The following is a 21,260-nucleotide window of genomic DNA, read 5'->3' as shown; positions in this document are numbered from 1 at the left end:
AATCGCACAGGCCCGCCATCGGGCGGACCCCGGACCGAAAGCGCTCCGCTTCCGTTCCCTGCCCCGGCGCGTCAGCTTGCGCAGAGCCGTTGCTTGACCTTGGGGCCCACCTTGCCGAAATCCATCCGCCCGGTGTGGCGCGACTTCAGCTCGCCCATGACCTTGCCCATGTCGCGAATCGAGCAGGCTCCCGTGCAGGCCACGGCCTCCGAGATGGCTTCGTCCACCTCTTCCTCGGCAAGCGGCTTGGGCAGGAATTCCTCGATCACCTCGATCTCGGCCGCCTCGCGTTCGGCCAGGTCCAGCCGGCCGCCCTCTTCGTAGACGCGCACGCTTTCCTGGCGCTGTTTCACCATCTTGCCCAGAATCGCCAGCACTTCGGCATCGCCGACGGCGTTGTCCTCGCCATCGCCGCGCTGCGCGATTTCCCTGTCCTTGATCGCTGCACATATCAGGCGAAGGGTGGCAAGCCGGTCTGCGGACTTGTCCTTCATCGCCTGCTTCAGGGCCGTATTGACCCGCGCACGCATGTCCATAAGTTTCATCCCATCCCAAGGATCTGCAAAACATGGAAACTACACAAATTGATGTAGCTGCTCAACCATTCAAGTCCCTTTCCGTTCCGTTAGCGACACATCCCGGTCGCGCCGCCCGGGCCTTGACCCGTTCGGGGTGCTCCCTTAGACCTGCGCCGATTTGATCCGCCGAACCCCGCAGGAGCCCGCCCATGTCCCGCCTCGCCCCCTCCCGGCCGACCGCCTGCCTCGCGCTTGCGGACGGAACCCTGTTCTACGGACGGGGGTTCGGCGCGACCGGGCGCACCGTGGCCGAGCTGTGCTTCAACACGGCGATGACGGGCTACCAGGAGATCATGACCGATCCCTCCTATGCCGGGCAGGTCGTCACCTTCACATTTCCCCATATTGGTAACGTAGGGGTTAACGTCGAAGACGACGAGGCCAACACCCCCGTCGCCGCAGGCATGGTGGTGAAGTGGGATCCGACCGAGCCGTCGAACTGGCGCAGCGGCGAGCAGCTGGACGCGTGGCTGACCCGTGGCGGACGCATGGCCATCGGCGGTGTCGACACGCGCCGCCTGACCCGGGCCATCCGCCAGCAGGGCGCGCCCCACGTGGCGCTGGAACACAATCCCGACGGCCAGTTCGATATCGAACAGCTGGTCGCCGCCGCCCGCGGCTTTGCCGGTCTCGAAGGCATGGACCTCGCGCGCGAGGTCACCTGCCCGCAATCCTACCGCTGGAACGAGATGCGGTGGGCCTGGCCCGACGGCTATCCGCAGCAGACCGATCCCGTCCACAAGGTCGTCGCCATCGATTACGGCGCCAAGCGCAACATCCTGCGCTGCCTGGCCTCGGCCGGCGCCGACGTGACCGTGCTGCCCGCCACCGCCACCGCCGATGAGGTGCTGGCCCATGAGCCCGACGGGGTCTTCCTGTCAAATGGTCCGGGCGACCCCGCTGCGACCGGGCAATACGCCGTGCCGATGATCCGCGACGTGCTGGACCGGACCGATCTTCCGGTCTTCGGCATCTGCCTAGGTCACCAGATGCTGGCGCTGGCGCTTGGTGCGAAGACGGTCAAGATGAACCACGGCCACCACGGCGCCAACCACCCGGTGAAGGACCTCGAGACCGGCAAGGTCGAGATCACCTCGATGAACCATGGCTTCGCCGTCGATGCCCAGACCCTGCCTGCCGGCGTGACCGAAACGCATCGCTCCCTCTTCGACGGGTCGAACTGCGGGATCCGCATGTCGGACCGCCCGGTCTGGTCCGTGCAATACCACCCCGAGGCCAGCCCGGGGCCGCAGGACAGCTATTACCTCTTCGAACGTTTCGCCGCCGCCATGGCCGCGCGCAGGGCAAAAGTCGACTGAGACCGGCACAGCACCTGACTTGCAAAGTACCTGACCTGACCCTGGCCCGAACAGGGTTTACGCTTCCTTAATCGGTGCCCGGCATGCTCCTGCGAAAGCAGGTCACGCCGGGTCCGAATGAGCAAGTCCCACCTGAAACTGGTCAACAGCCCGCCGCGCGCCGCGCATGCCGCCGCGCGCAAACCGCTGGGCCGCCACCTGGTCGAGGCCGGGGTTCTCACCAACGACCAGCTGGTGCGTGCGCTGGACATCCAGCGCGATGTGCCCGCGCGGCTCGCCGATATCCTCCGGGCCGAGGGCTGGACCCGCGACAAGGACATCGCGGTCGCCCTGTCGGACCAGCTGGGCATCACCCATGTCGACCTGGCCGAACACCCGCCCGATCCCGGCCTGATCGGCCTGCGCCCACCGCAATTCTGGATGAAGCACCGCACCCTGCCCTGGGCCCGGCTGGACAACGCGCTGGTCGTGGTCTCGGCCGATCCGGAAGATGCGGCCAACGTGCAGACCGCGCTGGGGCCCGGCATGCCTGTCATCACGATGATCGCCGATGCAGGGCAGGTCATGGTTCATCTCGCACGGCTGCTGCGGCCCCGGCTGGCGGCCGGCTCCCTGTCGCGGGTGCCGCCCGACTTCAGCTGCCGCTCCTGGCGCGCGGCGCGCACCTGGCAGAGGGTGCCCCTGGCGCTGACGCTTGCCGCGCTCGGCGTCTTCCTGGCCATGCCGCACCAGGCGGCGGCCGCGCTCAGCCTGGTCGCCATCGCCTCGCTGACACTGATCGCGCTGCTGAAGACGATCGGCCTGATGGCCTATGTCACCACCCCGCATCGCGAACGGCGGCGCCTGGGCCGTAGCGGGCTGGACCGCCCGGCGCGGATCCCGATGCCGGGCGACAACCGGCACCGGCCGCGCTTCTCGGTCCTCGTGCCGCTCTACCGCGAGGAGGCGGTCGCCGAAACGCTGATCGCCCGCCTGAAGGAGCTGAGCTATCCCAAGGCGCTGCTGCAGGTCCTGCTGGTGCTCGAGGAACATGACACCGTCACCCGCGCCACCCTCGCCCGGGCCGAGCTGCCGCCCTGGATGCGGGTCGTCACGGTGCCGGCCTACGGCGGGCTGACGACCAAGCCGCGGGCGATGAACTTCGCGCTGGATTTCTGCGACGGCGACATCATCGGCGTCTGGGATGCCGAGGACGCGCCCTCCCCCGACCAGCTGGAACAGGTCGCCTACCGCTTTGCCCGTGCGCCGCGGCACGTGGCCTGCCTGCAGGGGGTGCTGGATTTCTACAACCCACGCAGCAACTGGCTGGCGCGGTGTTTCACCGTGGAATACGCCAGCTGGTTCCGCGTCACCCTGCCCGGCATCGCGCGGATGGGGCTGGTGGTGCCGCTGGGCGGGACCACGATGTTCGTGCGGCGCTCCGCGCTGGAACGGGTCGGCGCGTGGGACGCGCATAACGTGACCGAGGACGCCGACCTGGGCGTGCGCCTCGTCCGCTTCGGCTACACGACCGAGATCATGCCGACCGTCACGCGGGAAGAGGCGAATTACCGCCTCTGGCCCTGGATCAAGCAGCGCTCGCGCTGGCTGAAGGGGTTCATGGTCACCTACCTGGTCCACATGCGCTACCCGCGCCGGCTGTGGCGCGACCTGGGGCCGACGCGGTTCTTCAGCGTGCAGGCGTTCTTCCTTGGGACGGTGTCGCAATTCGTGATGGCGCCGGTGCTGTGGTCCTTCTGGGTGCTGACCTTCGGGCTGCCGCACCCGGTCGAAACGGTGCTACCCGCCGACAGCACGGCGGCGGTTCTGGCGCTGCTGCTCTATGCCGGGACGATCAACGTGGGCACCGGGTTCGTCGCCGTGCAGGGTCGCGCGCACCGGCACCTGACGGCCTGGGTGCCCAGCATGATCTTCTACTACCCGCTGGCAGCCGTCGCCTCTTACAAGGCGCTGTGGGAACTGGCGACGGATCCCTATTTCTGGGACAAGACCGAGCATGGCGTCGATCCGCAGGCGAAGACCGGCGAGGCAAGGCCGGTCAGGACGGCGGAGCACCGGTTTGCCGGGCCGGTCGCCGGGGCGGGCCTCGGCTTTGCGGAGCCGCAGGAGAGGTGGTCGGCGGCGCGCGACGATCTGGACTGGGCAGAGGCGCAGCCGGAGGACAGGAGCGCACAGGCCGAAGGAACGGACGACCGGGACGTCCCCACGCGGGACCTGGATCCGGCCCCTCGATCAAATGCGCCCCGGGATGCCCCACGTCGCCCTGCGCCCGCCCCGACGGAGACTGCCTGCAAAGGCAGGCGACGGGCCCCCCGGGACAAACCGCGAAAGACATCCCGCGCGGCGACGCGGACAGACCTTGAGCCCGGCGCAAAGCCCCGGGGCCGCGCCGGACCTGAAAAAACACCGCCAACCAATGAGTTGAGCACGACCGAGCCTGACGCTCAAGAGACCAGCGACAGCGCAGAAATGAGCCCGAACAACGTCGAAACCCGGAACATCACGGAACCGGACCCGCCTCACGACACCGCCCTTGACCCAGCGCCAGGCAACGAAGACGCAGAGGCCGAAGGCCTCTCCGACCACTCAGCGAACGAAGATCAAAACCCCGATGCCGAGGAACACGCCCCGCGGACCAAAGACACCGCCGACCCGGACCCCGACGCCCCCGGAAACGGTCCGAACCGCCCGCCGGCGCCCTAGCTCCGCTCCCGCCGCCCGGCATCCTGCTTCAGCCGCGTCATGAAGGCGATGGAGATATGCTCCTGCAGCGCCTTGCCCGCCCCGTCCTCGTCCCGCGCCTCGATCGCGCGGACGATCCCGTCATGCTCGCTCTGCGCAATCTCCCCCCGGCCCTGCGCGGCCAGCGACGTGGTCGCCATCAACGCCATGGTCCGGTGCACAAGGTCCAGCTGCTGCACCAGGTAGCGGTTGTGCGAGGCCAGGTGGATCTGCTTGTGAAACCGCCGGTTCGCCCGCGACAGCGCCGCCGGATCGTTCACCAGCGCATCATCCGCCGTGACCATGTCGCGCAGCACCCGGATCTCCTCCTCGGTCGCATGACGCGCCGCCAGCCGCGCGGCCAGCCCCTCCAGCTCGCGCCGGACGACATAGAGCTCCGCCATCTGGTTGTGATCCAGCGACGCCACGATCAGAGACCGCCCGTCGCGTTCCAACAGCGACTGCGTCTCAAGCCGCTGCAACGCCTCGCGGATCGGTGTCCGCGACACGCCGAACCGCTCGGCCAGGTCGCTTTCCACCAGCCGGTCGCCGGGCTTGTAGATGCCCACGTCGATCGCCTCGAGGATCAGGCTGTAGGCATCCGTCTGTGTCGTCCTGGTCTGGCTCATCGGCTGCTGTCCCCCATCCGCGGAATTTATCGAGGCCGTGCAGGGCCAATCAAGTGCGCCATTGGTTGCACGATGCAGCCCCGGGGCCTAGGAGGAAAGCATGGTAAAGCAATCCTTCGATCACGTGCGCGCCTGGGTGTTTGACCTGGACAACACGCTCTACCCGCCGCAGGCCCGGCTCTTCGACCAGATCGAGGTCCGGATGACCGCCTATGTCCAGGACTCCCTGGGCGTCACGGCCGAGGAAGCCAACCGCCTGCGCAAGCAGTACTGGGCCGATTATGGCACCACCCTGGCCGGGCTGATGGAGCTCCACGGCGTCGATCCCGACCCCTATCTGACCCATGTGCACGACATCTCCTTCCACCCGCTGGAGCCCGATGCCGTCCTTGCGGCCCGGATCACCGAGCTGCCGGGCCGCCGGATCGTCTATACCAACGGCACGGCGCCCTATGCCGAACGCGTGCTCGAGGCGCGCGGCCTCGCCGGGCTCTTCGACGCGATCTACGGCGTCGAACATGCGGGCTTTCACCCCAAGCCCCGGCGCGAAGCCTTCGACACGGTCTTCACCCTCGACGGGCTCGACACCAGCATCGGCGCGATGTTCGAGGACGATCCGCGCAACCTGGCCGCGCCGCACGAGATGGGAATGCGCACGGTTCATGTCGCGCCCGAGAAGCTTGATGCCGATCACATCCACCACCATACCGACGACCTGACGGAATTCCTGCGGCTTCTGACAGAGTGACGCAAGACGCCGCGGGCTCTGGCCTCCGCACACCGCGCGCCCTACCTTGAGCGGCAGTGGGCATGCGATTTTCCACCCCAACCGACGCGCCAAGGAGAGGCACAATGGCCGAGACCTGCGACATCCTGGTATCCGGCGGCGGTGTCGCCGGGCTGACCGCCGCGGCGGCCTTCGGCAGCGCCGGCTTCCAGGTGATCTGTGTCGATCCCGCGCTGCCGGTGTCCGACCGCGACGCCGAGGGCGCCGACCTGCGCACCACCGCGATCCTGCAGCCGGGCCGGGCGCTGATGGAAACCGCCGGGCTCTGGGCGCATCTCGCGCCCTTCGCCATGCCGCTGCAGGTCATGCGCATCGTCGATGCCGGCGGGCCCGAGGGCGACGCAAGGGTGATCCGCGACTTCGACGCCGCCGATATCTCGGACCAGCCCTTTGGCTGGAACCTGCCCAACTGGCTTTTGCGGCGCGAGATGGTCGCGCGGCTGTCCGAACTGCCGACTGTCGACTTCCGCCCCGGCACCGGCACCCGCACCCTTCTCACGCGCGAGGCCGAGGCCCGCGTCGGCCTGACCGACGGCACACAGGTCCGCGCCCGGCTGGTGGTCGCGGCGGACGGGCGCAATTCGCCCATGCGCCAGGCCGCAGGGATCGACGTGCAGACGCGGCGCTATGGCCAGACCGCCATGGTCTTTGCCGTCACCCACGCGATCCCGCATCAGAACGTCTCGACCGAGGTGCACCGATCGGGCGGACCCTTCACCCTTGTCCCCCTGCCCGATCAGGATAGCGAGCCGTCCTCGGCCGTCGTCTGGATGGAAGATGGTCGCCGCGCGCGTGAGCTGATGGCGCTGGAAGCCGCCGCGTTCGAGGCGGCGATGACCGACCGCTCCGCCGGGATCCTGGGGCCCCTGCGGCTGGCCAGCAAACGACAGGCCTGGCCGATCATCGCCCTGCGGGCCGGGCATCTGACCGCGCAGCGCCTGGCCCTGATGGCCGAGGCCGCGCATGTGATCCCGCCGATCGGGGCTCAGGGGCTGAACATGTCGCTGGGCGACCTGCAATGCCTGCTCGACCTTGCGACAGCCGCGCCCGAGACGCTTGGCAACCAGACCATGCTGGATACCTATGCCCGCAGGCGCCACATGGACATCAGCCTGCGCATCACCGGGGTCGATCTGCTGAACCGCGCCTCCATGCTGCCGTTCCAGCCGCTGAAGGACCTGCGCGCCAGGGGCGTCGAAGCGCTGCATGACATCACGCCGATCCGCCGGGCCCTGATGGAGCTTGGCCTGGGCCTGCGCTGAGGGGCGGCGGCGGGCCGGGGGTGGGCCGCGCAACATCCGCAGCCAGAACAGGGATTGGCCGGGGCGGGAGGCGCGCCGCCGCCCCGGACCGATCTCAGAGAACCGCGTCGATCACGCGCTTGAGACGCGCCACGGTCCCGTCCACGTCATAGAGCTTGTCCAGCCCGAAAAGCCCAAGCCGGAAGGTGCGGAAATCGGCCGGCTCGTCGCATTGCAGCGGCACGCCGGCGGCGATCTGCATCCCCTGCTCCAGGAACTTCTTGCCAGACTGGATTTCCGGATCGTCGGTATAGCTCACCACCACGCCCGGCGCACCGAACCCGTCGGCCGCGACCGAAACGACGCCCTTGTCCCGCAGCATCTGCCGCACGGCGTTGCCCAGGGCCCATTGCCGTTCGCGCAGACGTTCAAAGCCGTAATCCTTCGTCTCCAGCATCGTGTCGCGGAAGGCGCGCAGCGCATCCGTCGGCATCGTCGCGTGGTAGGCATGGCCGCCGTTCTCATAGGCCTGCATGATCGTCAGCCACTTCTTCAGGTCGATCGCGAAACTGTCCGACGTCGTCTCGGCCACCCGGGCCAGCGCGCGGTCCGACAGCATCACCAGCCCGGCCGAGGGCGACGCGCTCCAGCCCTTCTGCGGGGCCGAGATCAGCACGTCGACGCCGGTGGCCTTCATGTCGACCCAGGCACAGCCCGAGGCGATGCAATCCAGCACCATCAGCGCCCCGACCTCATGCGCGGCCGTGGCCATCGCCGTCACGTAATCGTCCGGCAGGATCACCCCGGCCGAGGTTTCGACATGCGGCGCAAAGACCACCTGGGGTTTCAGATCGCGGATCCGCGCGACCACGTCCTCGATCGGCGCGGGCGTGAAGGGCGCGGGGCTCTCGTTGCCCGTCTGGCGCGCCTTCATGACCTCGGCGCTGGCGGCGATCCCGCCCGCCTCGAAGATCTGGCTCCACCGGTAGGAGAACCAGCCGTTGCGCACCACCAGCACGTCGGCGCCCTGCGCCAGCTGCCGGGCGACGGCCTCCATCGCATAGGTGCCGCCACCGGGCACCAGCGCCACGCCGTCCGCGCCATAGACCTCGCGCAGCATGCCCGAGATGTCGCGCATCACCGCCTGGAAGGCGGCCGACATGTGGTTGAGCGAGCGGTCCGTGAAGACCACCGAAAATTCGTCGAGCCCGCCGGGATCGACCGGCTGGGCGGGGGTGGCGGCGGCTGTAGCGGTCATCATGGTCTCCTTCGGTCTCTCCCGGCGCGGACATACCCCTCCGCGCGCCGAAGTCATAGCCCCATCGCCCGCGCCGCGAAAGCTGCCTGCCCGCCAGGCAGCAGGCAGTGTCCCGGGACGGCCTGACGCAGCGTCACAGCCTTTCCCGACGGCCGGTAAACCATTTTCGGAAAACCGGCATTCACATACCGTTAAGTCCCTGCCAGAAGGGCACTTCCTCCGAAGGGGCTTGGGGGGAATCATGCAATGCGCAGGTCGTGGTACGGCCGTGTGCAAACTTAAGGGGTGCCCCCATGCTTACACATGACTTCATCGTCTTTGGAATCGACGTGCTGGATGCGCCGGCCGTCTCGACCAATTCCACGGCTGGCTACGAAGGTGAGGGCACCGCGACGGTGACCGGCGGATCGCAGCCCTTCGACGATGACGACGTGATCGTGTTCTCCGCGGTCGACACCACCCACGAGGGCGAAATCACCCAGGGCAGCGCGATCAGCGGAATGACCGTCTACGACAGCCGCGCCGATTACGAGGCCGGTATCGTCAAGTACAATTACAAGCCGATGAACCCGGGCCAGACCGCGACCGTGCAAAGCGATATCAGCGGGCTGGGCGACGGCTATGTCGGCTTCAACTCCAACGTGCTGGTTCCGACCGATGGCGGGCCCTATACCAACCGGCTTTTCGTGGCACCGGGCACCGACCTTGCCGATACCGCGCATCAGCCGGGCGGTATCACGGTGAACCATTACCAGGACATGGACCTGAACGGCGACGGGGACACCTGCGACCCGCTCGAAAAGGCCAACGGAAAGTTCTACGCGGGCGACTACACCACGCCGGTCATCTGTTTCACCCGGGGCACCATGATCCGCACGCCGTCGGGCGAGCGTCCGATCGAGGACCTGGTCCACGGCGACCGTGTCCTGACGCTGGATCACGGGCCACAGGTGATCCGCTGGATCGGGCGGCGCCGGGTCGCGGCCAACGGCCGTTTTGCCCCGGTGGTCATCGCCGCCGGAACCTTCGGGGATCATGACCGTCTGGTGGTGTCACCCAACCACCGCGTACTGCGCCAAGGCGCCGCGATCGAGATGCTCTTCGAAGAGACCGAGGTCCTCGTCGCCGCCAAACACCTGGTCGACAACCGCAATGTCACGATCCAGAGCGGCGGGACGGTGGAATACATCCACATCCTCTTCGACCAGCATGAGCTGATCTGGGCCAATGGCATGATTTCCGAAAGCCTCTTTCCCGGGGCCGAGGTGAACGATGAGGACCAGGCCGAGAGCCTCGCCGAACTGCTCGAGCTCTTTCCGCAACTCGCTCGGATGCACGAGCAGGACCCGGTTGCCGCCCGCCGCTGCCTGAAGCAGTACGAGGCGCGGCTGCTCACGGCCTGACGGGATCGGCCTCGGCCCCCAGCGGGCCCGGGCGACGCTCTTCGCTCAGCAGCACGTTTGCCTCCACCTCGCCCACTCCGGGCAGGGTCATGATCCGGCGCCGCAGGACCCGTTCGAAATCCGGCAGGTCCCGCGCCACCACGCGCAGGCGATAGTCGAACAGGCCGAGCACATGTTCGACCGACTGCACCTCGGGGATGGCGCTGACCGCGCGTTCGAAATCCTCCAGGCTCAGTTGTCCCTTGCGCGACAGCTTTACCCCCAGAAAGACCCTGACGGTGAACCCCAGCGCCTCGGCATCCAGCCGCAGCCGCCGGCCTTTCAGCACCCCGGCCTCGGTCAGTCGCCGGATCCGGCGCCAGGTGGCAGGCTGCGACAGTCCAAAGCGGCGGCCCAGCGCCCCCGCGCTTTGCGTCGCGTCCTGGGTCAGCGCGCGCAGCAGCTGGCGGTCGATGGCGTCCAGTTCGATCACAGCGGCAGCGCCTCCTCGCTCTTGACCCGGGCGATATGCATCAGCGTCTCGATATCGGCGATATGCGGCAGGGTCAGGATGCGATCGCGGTAAAGCACCTGGTAATGCGCCAGGTCCCGCGCGATCACCGACAACCGCACGTCGACCCGGCCGAGGAAGGTCTGGATTTCAAGCACTTCCGGCACCATGCGCGCCGCGATCAGGAAATCGTCGTAGGCCCGCGCCACCGTCTTGTCCAGGGTCACCCGCAGCGACACTTCGACCGCGTATCCCAGCGCCTGCCAGTCGATCACCGCCTCGACGCCCTTCAGGATCCCGCCTTCGCGCATCCGCTCCAGCCGCCGCCAGACCGTGGCCGAGGTCGCGCCGCAGCGCTCCGCCAGCTCGGCCGTGCCGGCCTCTGGATCGGCCTGGTACTGGCGAAGGATGCGCCGATCCAGGTCATCCAGAATGATCTTCTCGCTCAACGAACTTCTCGCGAATGATTCTTCATCTTTGGGGAAAATACCTCAAATCGCTGCAATCACAATCCGCACGGCGGTTGGTAGAACCGCGCCATAACAACAAGACCGGAAGGAGATACGAAGATGCGCGTTTATTATGACCGCGATTGCGACATCAACCTGATCAAGGACAAGAAGGTCGCCATCCTGGGCTACGGCTCCCAGGGGCATGCCCATGCGCTGAACCTGCGCGACTCTGGCGCCAAGAACATCGTCGTCGCCCTGCGCGAAGGCTCGGCCTCGGCCGCGAAGGCCGAAGGCGAAGGCCTGCAGGTCATGGGCATCGCCGAGGCGGCCGCCTGGTGCGACCTGATCATGTTCACCATGCCCGATGAACTTCAGGCCGAGACCTACAAGAAATACGTGCATGACAACCTGAAGGACGGCGCCGCGATCGCCTTCGCTCACGGCCTGAACGTGCATTTCGGCCTGATCGAACCCAAGCCCGGCGTCGACGTCATCATGATGGCGCCCAAGGGCCCCGGCCACACCGTGCGCGGCGAATACGTCAAGGGCGGCGGCGTGCCCTGCCTCGTGGCCGTCAACAACGACGCGTCGGGCAAGGCGCTGGAAATCGGCCTGTCCTATTGCTCTGCCATCGGCGGCGGCCGCTCGGGCATCATCGAAACCGACTTCCAGGAAGAATGCGAAACCGACCTCTTCGGCGAGCAGGCGGTTCTTTGCGGTGGCCTGGTCGAGCTGATCCGCATGGGTTTCGAAACTCTGGTCGAAGCCGGCTACGCGCCGGAAATGGCCTATTTCGAGTGCCTGCACGAGGTGAAGCTGATCGTAGACCTGATCTACGAAGGCGGCATCGCGAACATGAACTACTCGATCTCGAACACCGCGGAATACGGCGAATACGTCTCGGGCCCGCGCATCCTGCCCTACGACGAGACCAAGGCACGCATGAAAGCCGTTCTGGACGACATCCAGCAGGGGCGCTTCGTGCGCGACTGGATGCAGGAATGCGCCGTCGGCCAGCCGTCGTTCAAGGCGACCCGCCGCAACAACGACGCGCACCAGATCGAAGCTGTGGGCGAGACCCTGCGCGGCATGATGCCGTGGATCTCGGCCGGCAAGATGGTCGACAAGGCCAAGAACTGATCCGATCCGGACAGGCACCACGCCCCGGCCCCGCGCCGGGGAGATGGTGACACCAGGTAGGACGAGCGGCCCCCGGGGCCGCTCGTTTGCGTTCAAGCGTCCAGCCATGCACATTCCGCAACCCCGTCAATCAGGCCCCAACCGGACCTTTCCACCGGAATGGCAAAGGCATACCGAACCCCACGCAACACTCCGCGCAACTATGGGCGCAATCACGAAAGAAAATTACCCGAACTCTCCCATGACCGATGCCTCCTCCACACTCGACCCCGCCGCGGCGGCCCACCGGCCCCTGAACAAGCCGCACCGCGTCCTGCTCGCCAGCCTGATCGGCACGACGATCGAATTCTACGATTTCTACATCTACGCCACCGCCGCCGTTCTGGTCTTTCCGACGCTGTTCTTCCCCGGCGCCGATCCGATGACGGCCCTGCTGGCTTCCTTCGCCACCTTCTCGATCGCCTTCTTCGCGCGGCCCCTGGGCGCGCTGGTCTTCGGCCATTTCGGAGACCGGATCGGCCGCAAGGCGACGCTGGTCGCGGCGCTGCTGACCATGGGCGTGTCGACCGTCATCATCGGCCTGCTGCCGACGCATGCGCAAATCGGCGTCTTCGCTCCGCTGCTGCTGGCGCTCTGCCGGTTCGGCCAGGGCTTTGGCCTGGGCGGTGAATGGGGTGGCGCGGTGCTGCTGGCCACGGAAAACGCGCCTCCGGGCAAGCGGTCCTGGTACGGCATGTTCCCGCAGCTGGGCGCGCCCGTGGGCCTGTTCCTGTCGTCGGGCGTCTTCTGGATCCTGCTGCATTTCATCGACCAGGACGCGCTGCTGACCTGGGGCTGGCGCCTGCCGTTCCTGGTGTCCATCGTGCTGATCGGCCTTGGCCTCTGGGTCCGGCTGTCGATCTCGGAGACCCCGGAATTCGCCAGGACCGTCACCAAGAAGGAACGCGTCAAGGTCCCCGCAGCCGAGATCTTCCGCCATCACAAGCGCAGCCTGGCGCTTGGCACCTTCGTGGCGCTGGTCACCTTCGTGCTGTTCTACATCTGCTCGGCCTGGCTCTTGTCCTACAATGTGAAGGTGATCGAGATCCCCTTCCTCGAGGCGCTGCGCATCCAGATCTACGGCTCGGTGATCTTCGCCATCGCGATCGTGATCGCCGGCCGCGTGGCCGACCGGGTCGGGCGCTATGGTTTCCTGATCGTGCTCACGGCGCTGATCGGCCTGTTCTCGTTCAGCCTGTCGCCGCTGCTGCAAGGCGGGATCGGCGGGATCTATACCTTCGTCACGCTGGGCATGTTCCTGATGGGCCTGACCTATGGCGTGATCGGCGCGGCCCTGGCCGCCCCCTTCCCGACCGAGGTGCGCTATACCGGGTCCTCGCTGACCTTCAACTTCGCCGGCATCTTCGGCGCCTCGCTGGCGCCCTATATCGCGACCTGGCTGCAGGCGACCTATGGCATGGCGCACGTGGGCTATTACATGCTTGCCGCCGCCGCCATCACCATGGCCTGCATCCTGGCCATGGGCCGCGACAAGGTCTGACACCGGTCCGCGACGGATCCCTGAAACAGCAAAGGCGGCCCCGCACCGGGCCGCCTTTATTCTGCGGGTCTCTCGCGCCCTAGTATTTGCCCAGCTTCACGTTGCGCCGCCGGGCCAGAACCTCGCCGTTCTCGTCCACGGCCATGATATCGACGCTGTACTTGTGCCGCTGTCCGCCGGAACAGGGCGGCAGGTAACCGGGCGAGGCATAGCCTTCCAGCGTGCGCGCCGGGCGCACCACGAAGGCGCCCCACTTCGGCAGGCCGGCCATGCCCGGGATCGGGTAAAGATAGGTCACCGGCCATTTCGCCGGCCAGGCGATCTGGCCCAGCCCGCCCTCGCGCGAGAGCGGCTTGTAGGACTTGTTGTTGAAATGCGCGACGATCCAGACCGTGCCGGGCGGGATGTTCCCGACCTGCATCGGCGGCGTCCATCCGTCGCCGCCGAACAGCCGGCATTGCTGGCCCTCGGGGATGCGCCGGCCGTTCCAGGGCTCCATCAGCTCCACCTTCAGGCCGCCCGCGAACAGCGGAACGCCCAGGACCAGAAGCGCCACAACCATGGCCAAAAACAGGATCATTCGCCGGGGCATTCGCCGGATCTCCCAGAACTCGCATGTGAATCACGCGAATCCTAGCAGACCGACGGCACGCCCAGCGGTGAACATGAACAAAGGGTTAATCCGGACGGACAGGCCGGCCTGTCCGAAGTGCAGGGTCAGGCCGGAACGCGGGCGGATTCGATCTCGGCCACGATCCCGTCGACGACCTGGCCCAGCAGCGCCTCGTCGGTACATTCGGCCATCACGCGGATCAGCGGTTCGGTCCCCGACTTGCGGATCAGCAGCCGGCCCGAGCCGTTCAGCGAGGCCTCGGCCTCGGCAATCGCGGCCTTCACCGGCGCGGCGCTCAGCGGCTCCTGCCCGGCGTCGTAGCGGACGTTCTTCAGCAGCTGGGGCACCCGTTCGAACTGCCGCGCCAGCGCGCTGGCCGGCTCGCCCGAGCGGATCATCTCGGCCACGAAGTTCAGCCCGGCCATCAGCCCGTCGCCGGTGGTGCCGAAATCGCTCATCACGATATGGCCCGATTGCTCGCCGCCCAGGTTGAAGCCGCCCTCGCGCATCCGCTCGACCACGTAGCGGTCGCCGACCTTGGTGCGCTCCAGGCTCAGCCCGTGGCCCTGCAGGAAATGCTCCAGCCCGAGGTTCGACATGACCGTCGCCACCAGCGTGTCCTTGGCCAGCCGGTCCTCGGCCGCCCAGCGGCTGGCGAACAGGGCCATGATCTGGTCGCCGTCGGCCACGGTCCCGGCCTCGTCGATCAGGATCACCCGGTCGGCATCGCCGTCAAGGCAGATCCCGAGGTCGGCGCCATGCGCGACGACGGCCTCGGCCGCCACGCGCGGGTTGGTCGACCCGCAGCCGTCGTTGATGTTGTACCCATTGGGCGAGGTTCCCACCGGCACCACGTCGGCGCCCAGTTCCCACAGGATCTCGGGCGCGGCGCGGTAGGCGGCGCCGTTGGCGCAATCGACCACCACTTTCAGCCCGTCCAGCCGGATCTGCCGGGGGAGCGAGGCCTTGATCCGTTCGCCATAGCGGAAGCGCGCGTCGTCGATCCGCTTGGCGCGGCCGATCTGGCCGGCGGGCGCAAGGTCCACGCCGCTTTCGATCAGCGCCTCGATCTCGCTTTCCACCTGGTCCGACAGCTTGAACCCGTCGGGGCCGAAGAACTTGATGCCGTTGTCCTCGGCCGGATTGTGGCTGGCCGAGATCATCACGCCCAGGTCGGCGCGCATCGACCGCGTCAGCAGCCCCACCGCCGGGGTCGGCACCGGACCCATCAGCAGCACGGACATGCCGGTCGAGGTCAGCCCCGCCGTCAACGCGTTTTCCAGCATGTAGCCGGACAGCCGCGTGTCCTTGCCGATCACCACCCGGTGCACCCCGTGGGCGTCGCGGCCAAAGTAATGGCCCACGGCCGCGCCGATCTTCAGCGCCATTTCCGCCGTCATCGGGTGGGTATTCGCCGTGCCCCGCACGCCATCGGTTCCGAATAGCTTCCGCATGCTGCTCCTGCGCCCCTTGGTCTGTCGCCCGTTATGCACGCCCGGCGCGGAGGGTTCCGGCGCCCGGCCTGCTGTTTTCGCGGTTCTCCGACGGGATCAGGCGGGGTGTTGGACGGCCTGCCAGAGCCGCACCGCCTGGGCCGTCTCGGCCACGTCATGTACCCTGAGAATGTGCACACCCTGGCCCAATGCGGCAAGCCCAACGGCGATCGAGCCCGGCGCCCGCGCATCGGCACGCGGTTCCTTGCCAATCCGGCCGATGAAGCCCTTGCGCGACACGCCCAGAAGGATGGCGCAGCCCAGCCCGTGAAAGACCGAGATATCGCGCAACAGCGCCACGTTGTGCTCCAGCGTCTTGCCGAAGCCGATCCCCGGATCGGCGATGATGCGCGACCGCGGGATACCGGCGGCTTCCAGCAGGCGGATCCGTTCGTCCAGCGCGTCAAAGACATCGTGCAAGACGCTGTCATAGCTGGGATTGTTCTGCATCGTTTCCGGATCGCCCTGGCTGTGCATGACACAGACCGGCACGCCCGTCTCGGCGCAGAGCGGCGCGAGATCGGGATCGAAGGCAAAGCCCGAGACATCGTTGATCAGGTGCGCCCCGGCCGCCAGCGCCGGCCGCGCCACGGCGGCCTTTCGGGTGTCGACAGAGATCACGGCGCCTGTAACCTGTTGCAATCCTTCGATCACGGGCAGGATCCGCGCGGCCTCTTCCTCGGCCGGGACCAGCACCGCGCCGGGCCGCGTGGACTCCCCGCCGATGTCGATCAGCGTGGCGCCGGCCTCCAGCATCGCTCCTACCGTCGAGATGGCAGTTGTGGGGTCGAAATGCGCCCCGCCGTCCGAGAAACTGTCAGGTGTGACGTTCAGGATGCCCATGATCTGGGGCCGATCCATCGTCAGCCCGGCCACGGGCGCGCGGGGCCCGGAGAGGCGGTCGCGCGTCGCCTCGGGCAGGTCCCGGGCCGCGATGCGGCTTGGCGCACCGTGGCGCGGCAGACAGAGCGCTTCGGAGAACCAGAAAGGCCCCCCGGCAAGGGGCAAGGCATCCTCGGACCGGGGCCCGTCGGCCCGGACGATCGGCCGGTACAGTAGGTCTGTCATGGAATATCGCGTTCCTCGGCCGACATGGCGTGCAGGCGGACGCCGGCGTCTTCGCCCTCGGGCAGGTCGGCCGCGACCACCAGAAGGTCCTCGGCCTCGACCAGCTCGGCGAACCAGACGGCCAGCGCCACCGTGTCCCCGGCCGCGACAGGCGGTCCGTTCACCGTGTCCAGCACAATCTTGGACGGCGCCCAGACGCAGATCTGGCCGTGGCGCATGGCCCAGTCGAGCTCTGTCCGGGTCGAGACGACGACGCAGCGGTCATCGCGCGCGGCGAGCCGCCAGGCGGATTGTTCGATCGCCAGCAGGTCGATCCGGCGCTGGGTCATGCGGTGACCGGTCTGCGGCACCGGCCCCGCGCCCGCGCCGACGCAGAAGATCACCGGCCGCCCCTGCGCCTGCAGCGTGTCGATCCAGTGCGGCAGGTGCGGCGCGGCGATGGCAGCGTCCGAGAGGTAGACCAGCCGCGGTTGCGGCCGCCCCTCGGCCCGCGCCTCGCCCGGATGCCAGCTGCGGTCGCGCACGATCTCGACGCCCAGGGCGCCGGGCCCGCGGTCGAGCTTTTCGATCCGGACAAAGACCCGGGCGGCGCGCGGCGCGGCCAGCACCCGTTCGGCCACCCGTTCGGCCAGGGTTTCGAGAAGGTTCAGCCGCTCTTCGGCGAGGCTCTCGTCGATTGCCTCGGTGATGCGGTCGTAGGACAGGATGCGATCCACGTCGTCATCCACGGCAACGGTGACCGGTTCGACTTCGACCACCACGTTGAAGCGCACCCTCTGGGTGGCGCCGCGTTCGGCCTGAAAGGCGCCGATCTCGACCTCGACAACATGGTCGCGGACCGAAATCCGGTCGGCCGGGCCGTCCGTGGCAGAGGCCGCTGCGCGTTCCGCAAGCGAGGCGAAGGCGAGATGGATGTCTGAGCTCATGCGATCCTGCAGGTAAAGCGAGACCCGCGCCGGGCCCCGGCGCGGGTTGAGATCAGTTAACAGGGACGCCCCTTCGGGGGAAGCGCTGACCGGCAAATTCCAGCCGGCCGGCGGTTTCCTCGCGGCGCCACGCCCAGCCTCAGCTGTTGTCGGCGGTCCGGTAGTTGTCGCGGTAGAACAGGTGAACGCCGATCTTCGCGGTGCGCTTGTAGACGCGCGCCCAGCGCGGATTCACGTTTGTCGTGTGATAATGCGTTGCGCCATCGGTCAGCGCCTGGCTCTTGCCGTCGAGGATCAGCCGCGCGACCTTGGCGACCCGGTCATAGGCGGCGGGTTCGGCGATATGCTCGGCCCGGCCATCGCAGGTATAGGTGAACTGGCATTGGTAGCGCTTGCCCGTGCCCTGGTGGATGACGCCGCAGACGCTGTTCGGAAAGCGGCCGCTCTCGACGCGGTTCAGGATCACCTCGGCCACCGCGAACTGGCCCTTCACGGTCTCGCCGCGGGCCTCGAAATACAGCGCCTCGGACAGGCAGGCCCAGTCCTTGCCGCCGTCGGCTTCGGGCAGCGCATCGACCCAGTTGCGCGAGAATTCGACGGACTGAACGTCGGACAATCCGTTGCGCGCGGCGCGGCCCTTGGCGGTTGCAGCTCCGCCGCCAGGAGCGGAGACCAGCCCGGCGACATGGCCCGTGGGCAGCGCCATGAGGCGGGTGCGCTCCTGGTTCATCAGGGCTTTCAATTCAGCATCGGCCGCAAAGGCGACGACTGGGCTCAAACCCAGGATGCATGCGAGCACGCGAACGGCTCTCAACATGGTGACCTCGTATCTTGCAAACTTGGCAGCGTGTTTCCCCACCCCCATGGCGGAAACCCCGGGACACATAACCGAAAGGTTCGGATACGTCCAGTTTCGCCCAAATTCATGGCGAAATGAGAAACTATCCGCCGGTTTTACCAAAAAACGGCCTTGCGGGTTGACGTCTAGATGATGTTATTTTGCGACGGTTTTCTGGCCAATCTGGTGCGAAATTGCCAGTTGGGCGGCCGCCAGGCGGGCCACCGGAACCCGGAACGGCGAGCAGGAGACATAGTCGAATCCGGCCTCGCGGCAGAAGGAAATCGATTCGGGATTCCCCCCGTGCTCACCGCAGATTCCAAGCGTGACGCCCGGGTGCGCCGCGCGCCCCCGTTCGGCGCCCAGTTTCAGCAATTCGCCCACACCATCGATATCCAGAACGTGGAACGGATCTTCGGGAAAGACGCCCTTCTGCACATAGGCCGACATGAAGCGCCCGGCATCGTCGCGCGACAGGCCATAGGTCATCTGGGTCAGGTCGTTGGTGCCGAAACTGAGGAACGAGACATGCTGCGCGATCTCGCCGGCGCGCAGCGCGGCGCGCGGTGTCTCGACCATGACACCCAGCTGGTAGACGAAGTCGCGCCCCTTCTCGGCCCGCACGGCGGCGGCCACCGCATCGATGCGCGACTTGACCAACTCGACCTCGCGGCGGGCGCTGACCAGCGGGATCATGATCTCGGGCTCGACCGGCGCACCCTCGCGGCTGGCCTCGATCGTGGCCTCGAAAATGGCGCGCGCCTGCATGTCATAGATTTCAGGTACAGTGACGCCAAGACGCACCCCGCGCATGCCCAGCATCGGGTTGTACTCGCTCATCTCCTCGGCCCGGCGGACCACGTCCGACAGCGGAATATCCAGCGCCTCGGCAAGGTCCCGCTGGCCCGTGCGCGTGGTCGGCAGGAATTCGTGCAGCGGCGGGTCGAACAGGCGGATACAGACCGGCTGGCCTTCCATGATGCGGAAGAGCTGGATGAAATCGGCGCGCTGCATGGGCAGGAGCCGTTCAAGCACCGAGGCGCGGTCGGCCGAGGTTTCGGCAAAGATCATCTCGCGCATGACCAGAAGTCGCGCGGGCTCGAAGAACATGTGTTCGGTCCGGCAAAGGCCGATGCCCTGGGCGTCGAAATTGCGCGCGGTCTGGGCGTCTTCGGGCGTGTCGGCATTGGCGCGGATGCCGATGTCGCGCGCCTCGTCGGCCCAGGACATCAGCGTCTGGAACGCCTCGTCCAGCGCCGGCTCCAGCATTTCCGGCTCGCCCGCCAGGATCTGGCCCGAGGTGCCGTCGATCGTGATGATGTCGCCGGTGCGAAAGACGCGGCCATCGGGCGTGACCAGCTGTTCGCGCGACATGTTGAAGCGGACACCGGAAGCGCCGACGATACAGGGCAGGCCCAGGCCACGGCCTATCACCGCCGCATGGCTGGTCATCCCGCCCTTCTCGGTCAGCACGGCGGCGGCGGCATGCATGCCGCGCACGTCTTCCGGCACGGTTTCGCGCCGGATCAGCACGCAGGGCTCGCGCCGCGCGGCACTGGCCTGCGCCTCGGCCCCAGTGAACACGGCGCGGCCCGTGGCGGCGCCGGGGCTTGCGGCGATGCCGGTGCCGATCACGTCGCGCGTCGCGCGCGGATCCACCTGGCGGTGCAGCAATTCGTTCAGCGCGCGGGGCTCCACGCGCATCACCGCCTCCTGCCGTGTGATGATCCCGTCCAGCGCCAGCTGCACGGCGATCCGCACCGCCGCCCGCGAAGACCGAGGCACCCGGACACCGTCCAGGATATGCACCCGCCCGTTCTCGATCACGAATTCGACCTGCATCTCTTCGCGCAGGCGCACGCGCATCAGCGCGGCATCCTCCTGCAACGCGGCAAAGGCGGCCGGCGCCAGATCTTCAAGCGATGGCCCGCGCGGATCCTTCTGCAGGTAGATCGACTGGCGCCCCGCCCCCAGCGCATCGCGGCCCTGGCTCTGGCTCAGGTAGCGCCCCGTGACCTGCGGCGCGCCCGTCACCGGATCGATCAGCTGCAGCACGCCCGAGCCGCATTCGCCCTGCCCCAGCCCCGGGATCATCTCCTGCACGACAAGGCCCAGCCCGGCATCCGCCGGCGCGCCCTTGGCCTGGCGCAGCAGCCGGGCCGAGGTACCCTCCCAGGCGCGGGCCATGGATTTCAGCACGGCGGCCAGCTGTTGGCCCGGATCCTGCGGAAAGGGCTCGTCCGCCTCCTGTTCATAAGCGTCGTGGAATTTCTCCAGCGCGCCTTCCTGGTTGGGGTCGACCTCGTCGAAGACATCCGGGTCCAGCCGGGCGACATTGGCGGCATAGGCCTGCATGAAACGCACATAGAGCGCATCGGCCGCCGGTTTGCCCAGCCGCTTGCACAGCGCGGCATGGCGGGTGGCGTTCATGCCGATGTTCAGGATGGCGCCGGGCCCCCCCCAGTCGGGATCCTCGGACGAGGGCCGCACGCAGAGCAGCAGGTTGGCGTCGAAGACGCCGACGATGCGGTCGATGTCGGGCAGATGCCCCTGGGCGATGCGATGCACGGCCGAAAACGACAGGGCAAGCGTGCGCGGCACCGGCAGATCCAGCCGGACCAGCCGCTGAAGGCACTTGGCCCGCCCGCCGTGGGTCTGGATCTTGATCGGGGCGTCGGGCGTGACAAGGGTGGTGTCGGGATTATTCTGCACTGCGGAATCCACTTCGGCAGGCAAGATACGCCCCCGCGCGTCTCGCGCAAGG

General features: G+C 67.5%; 18 protein-coding genes. 7 read left to right on the top strand and 11 right to left on the bottom strand.

The window, feature by feature from the left end:
* Window positions 1–71 precede the first annotated feature (71 nt).
* On the bottom strand, window positions 72–536 hold the full coding sequence (locus ATO3_RS16365; protein ID WP_088650951.1) for a GatB/YqeY domain-containing protein: 465 nt from the start codon (window positions 534–536) through the stop codon (window positions 72–74).
* A 191-nt stretch (window positions 537–727) separates the two neighbouring features.
* Here ATO3_RS16365 and carA point away from each other — a divergent pair, with 191 nt between their 5' ends.
* Complete coding sequence (gene carA, locus ATO3_RS16360; protein WP_088650950.1) at window positions 728–1,897, top strand: glutamine-hydrolyzing carbamoyl-phosphate synthase small subunit; 1,170 nt, start codon at window positions 728–730, stop codon at window positions 1,895–1,897.
* 117 nt (window positions 1,898–2,014) lie between these two features.
* Complete coding sequence (locus ATO3_RS16355) at window positions 2,015–4,600, top strand: glycosyltransferase family 2 protein (protein WP_088650949.1); 2,586 nt, start codon at window positions 2,015–2,017, stop codon at window positions 4,598–4,600.
* On the opposite strand, the gene ATO3_RS16350 is transcribed toward ATO3_RS16355, so the two are convergent.
* Entirely contained in the window at window positions 4,597–5,247 is a 651-nt protein-coding gene (locus ATO3_RS16350; RefSeq protein WP_088650948.1) for a GntR family transcriptional regulator, read from the bottom strand. The two genes, ATO3_RS16355 and ATO3_RS16350, sit on opposite strands and share 4 nt — an antisense overlap.
* A gap of 100 nt (window positions 5,248–5,347) precedes the next feature.
* Between ATO3_RS16350 and ATO3_RS16345 the strand changes: the two genes are divergently transcribed.
* Window positions 5,348–5,995: a pyrimidine 5'-nucleotidase gene (locus tag ATO3_RS16345; protein ID WP_088650947.1), complete on the top strand. Its 648-nt coding sequence runs from the start codon at window positions 5,348–5,350 to the stop codon at window positions 5,993–5,995.
* A gap of 104 nt (window positions 5,996–6,099) precedes the next feature.
* The gene (locus tag ATO3_RS16340; protein ID WP_088650946.1) at window positions 6,100–7,296 is read left to right on the top strand and encodes a UbiH/UbiF family hydroxylase; all 1,197 of its coding nucleotides are present in this window, start codon (window positions 6,100–6,102) and stop codon (window positions 7,294–7,296) included.
* 94 nt (window positions 7,297–7,390) lie between these two features.
* Here ATO3_RS16340 and ATO3_RS16335 read toward each other — a convergent pair whose 3' ends face one another.
* On the bottom strand, window positions 7,391–8,533 hold the full coding sequence (locus ATO3_RS16335; protein ID WP_088650945.1) for an aminotransferase class V-fold PLP-dependent enzyme: 1,143 nt from the start codon (window positions 8,531–8,533) through the stop codon (window positions 7,391–7,393).
* A 293-nt stretch (window positions 8,534–8,826) separates the two neighbouring features.
* Here ATO3_RS16335 and ATO3_RS16330 point away from each other — a divergent pair, with 293 nt between their 5' ends.
* Window positions 8,827–9,936 (top strand): Hint domain-containing protein, encoded by a 1,110-nt coding sequence (locus ATO3_RS16330; protein WP_088650944.1) that lies wholly within the window; start codon window positions 8,827–8,829, stop codon window positions 9,934–9,936.
* Here ATO3_RS16330 and ATO3_RS16325 read toward each other — a convergent pair.
* Complete coding sequence (locus ATO3_RS16325) at window positions 9,926–10,408, bottom strand: Lrp/AsnC family transcriptional regulator (RefSeq protein WP_088650943.1); 483 nt, start codon at window positions 10,406–10,408, stop codon at window positions 9,926–9,928. The two genes, ATO3_RS16330 and ATO3_RS16325, sit on opposite strands and share 11 nt — an antisense overlap.
* Complete coding sequence (locus ATO3_RS16320) at window positions 10,405–10,860, bottom strand: Lrp/AsnC family transcriptional regulator (RefSeq protein WP_088650996.1); 456 nt, start codon at window positions 10,858–10,860, stop codon at window positions 10,405–10,407. Before ATO3_RS16320 ends, ATO3_RS16325 begins: the two co-directional genes overlap by 4 nt.
* 135 nt (window positions 10,861–10,995) lie before the next feature.
* Here ATO3_RS16320 and ilvC point away from each other — a divergent pair, with 135 nt between their 5' ends.
* Together ilvC and ATO3_RS16310 are read left to right on the top strand one after the other, a co-directional pair.
* The gene (gene ilvC / locus ATO3_RS16315) at window positions 10,996–12,018 is read left to right on the top strand and encodes a ketol-acid reductoisomerase (protein WP_088650942.1); all 1,023 of its coding nucleotides are present in this window, start codon (window positions 10,996–10,998) and stop codon (window positions 12,016–12,018) included.
* Between the two features lie 241 nt (window positions 12,019–12,259).
* A complete protein-coding gene (locus tag ATO3_RS16310; protein WP_088650941.1) occupies window positions 12,260–13,558 on the top strand; it encodes an MFS transporter in 1,299 nt (432 codons plus the stop codon).
* Window positions 13,559–13,637: 79 nt separating this feature from the next.
* On the opposite strand, the gene ATO3_RS16305 is transcribed toward ATO3_RS16310, so the two are convergent.
* The 6 genes from ATO3_RS16305 to ATO3_RS16280 form a co-directional block, all read right to left on the bottom strand.
* A complete protein-coding gene (locus tag ATO3_RS16305) occupies window positions 13,638–14,150 on the bottom strand; it encodes a hypothetical protein (protein ID WP_233152181.1) in 513 nt (170 codons plus the stop codon).
* Window positions 14,151–14,275: 125 nt separating this feature from the next.
* Complete coding sequence (gene glmM / locus ATO3_RS16300; protein WP_088650940.1) at window positions 14,276–15,625, bottom strand: phosphoglucosamine mutase; 1,350 nt, start codon at window positions 15,623–15,625, stop codon at window positions 14,276–14,278.
* Window positions 15,626–15,721: 96 nt separating this feature from the next.
* Complete coding sequence (gene folP, locus ATO3_RS16295; RefSeq protein WP_088650939.1) at window positions 15,722–16,732, bottom strand: dihydropteroate synthase; 1,011 nt, start codon at window positions 16,730–16,732, stop codon at window positions 15,722–15,724.
* Window positions 16,729–17,658, bottom strand: a complete 930-nt coding sequence (locus ATO3_RS16290; RefSeq protein ID WP_088650938.1) for a dihydroneopterin aldolase — start codon at window positions 17,656–17,658, stop codon at window positions 16,729–16,731. Before ATO3_RS16290 ends, folP begins: the two co-directional genes overlap by 4 nt.
* Window positions 17,659–17,797: 139 nt before the next feature.
* Entirely contained in the window at window positions 17,798–18,388 is a 591-nt protein-coding gene (locus tag ATO3_RS16285; RefSeq protein WP_088650937.1) for a cell wall hydrolase, read from the bottom strand.
* Window positions 18,389–18,652: 264 nt separating this feature from the next.
* Window positions 18,653–21,208, bottom strand: coding sequence for a putative PEP-binding protein (locus ATO3_RS16280; RefSeq protein ID WP_332888703.1), 2,556 nt, complete (start codon window positions 21,206–21,208; stop codon window positions 18,653–18,655).
* Window positions 21,209–21,260 lie beyond the last annotated feature (52 nt).

It is taken from the genome of Marinibacterium profundimaris (genome assembly GCF_002210095.1).
Taxonomy (GTDB): Bacteria; Pseudomonadota; Alphaproteobacteria; order Rhodobacterales; family Rhodobacteraceae; genus Marinibacterium; species Marinibacterium profundimaris.
Note: the sequence above shows the minus strand (reverse complement) of the source record. Positions and strands in the feature narration are given on the sequence as shown.

Coding starts and splice junctions, on each gene's coding strand:
- glmM (WP_088650940.1), bottom strand. CDS start 15,625: ATGCGGAAGCTATTCGGAACCGATGGCGTGCGGGGCACGGCGAATACC.
- ATO3_RS16330 (WP_088650944.1), top strand. CDS start 8,827: ATGCTTACACATGACTTCATCGTCTTTGGAATCGACGTGCTGGATGCG.
- ATO3_RS16285 (WP_088650937.1), bottom strand. CDS start 18,388: ATGAACCAGGAGCGCACCCGCCTCATGGCGCTGCCCACGGGCCATGTC.
- carA (WP_088650950.1), top strand. CDS start 728: ATGTCCCGCCTCGCCCCCTCCCGGCCGACCGCCTGCCTCGCGCTTGCG.
- ilvC (WP_088650942.1), top strand. CDS start 10,996: ATGCGCGTTTATTATGACCGCGATTGCGACATCAACCTGATCAAGGAC.
- ATO3_RS16350 (WP_088650948.1), bottom strand. CDS start 5,247: ATGAGCCAGACCAGGACGACACAGACGGATGCCTACAGCCTGATCCTC.
- ATO3_RS16290 (WP_088650938.1), bottom strand. CDS start 17,658: ATGAGCTCAGACATCCATCTCGCCTTCGCCTCGCTTGCGGAACGCGCA.
- ATO3_RS16365 (WP_088650951.1), bottom strand. CDS start 536: ATGGACATGCGTGCGCGGGTCAATACGGCCCTGAAGCAGGCGATGAAG.
- ATO3_RS16355 (WP_088650949.1), top strand. CDS start 2,015: ATGAGCAAGTCCCACCTGAAACTGGTCAACAGCCCGCCGCGCGCCGCG.
- ATO3_RS16345 (WP_088650947.1), top strand. CDS start 5,348: ATGGTAAAGCAATCCTTCGATCACGTGCGCGCCTGGGTGTTTGACCTG.
- ATO3_RS16335 (WP_088650945.1), bottom strand. CDS start 8,533: ATGACCGCTACAGCCGCCGCCACCCCCGCCCAGCCGGTCGATCCCGGC.
- ATO3_RS16340 (WP_088650946.1), top strand. CDS start 6,100: ATGGCCGAGACCTGCGACATCCTGGTATCCGGCGGCGGTGTCGCCGGG.
- ATO3_RS16310 (WP_088650941.1), top strand. CDS start 12,260: ATGACCGATGCCTCCTCCACACTCGACCCCGCCGCGGCGGCCCACCGG.
- folP (WP_088650939.1), bottom strand. CDS start 16,732: ATGACAGACCTACTGTACCGGCCGATCGTCCGGGCCGACGGGCCCCGG.
- ATO3_RS16305 (WP_233152181.1), bottom strand. CDS start 14,150: ATGCCCCGGCGAATGATCCTGTTTTTGGCCATGGTTGTGGCGCTTCTG.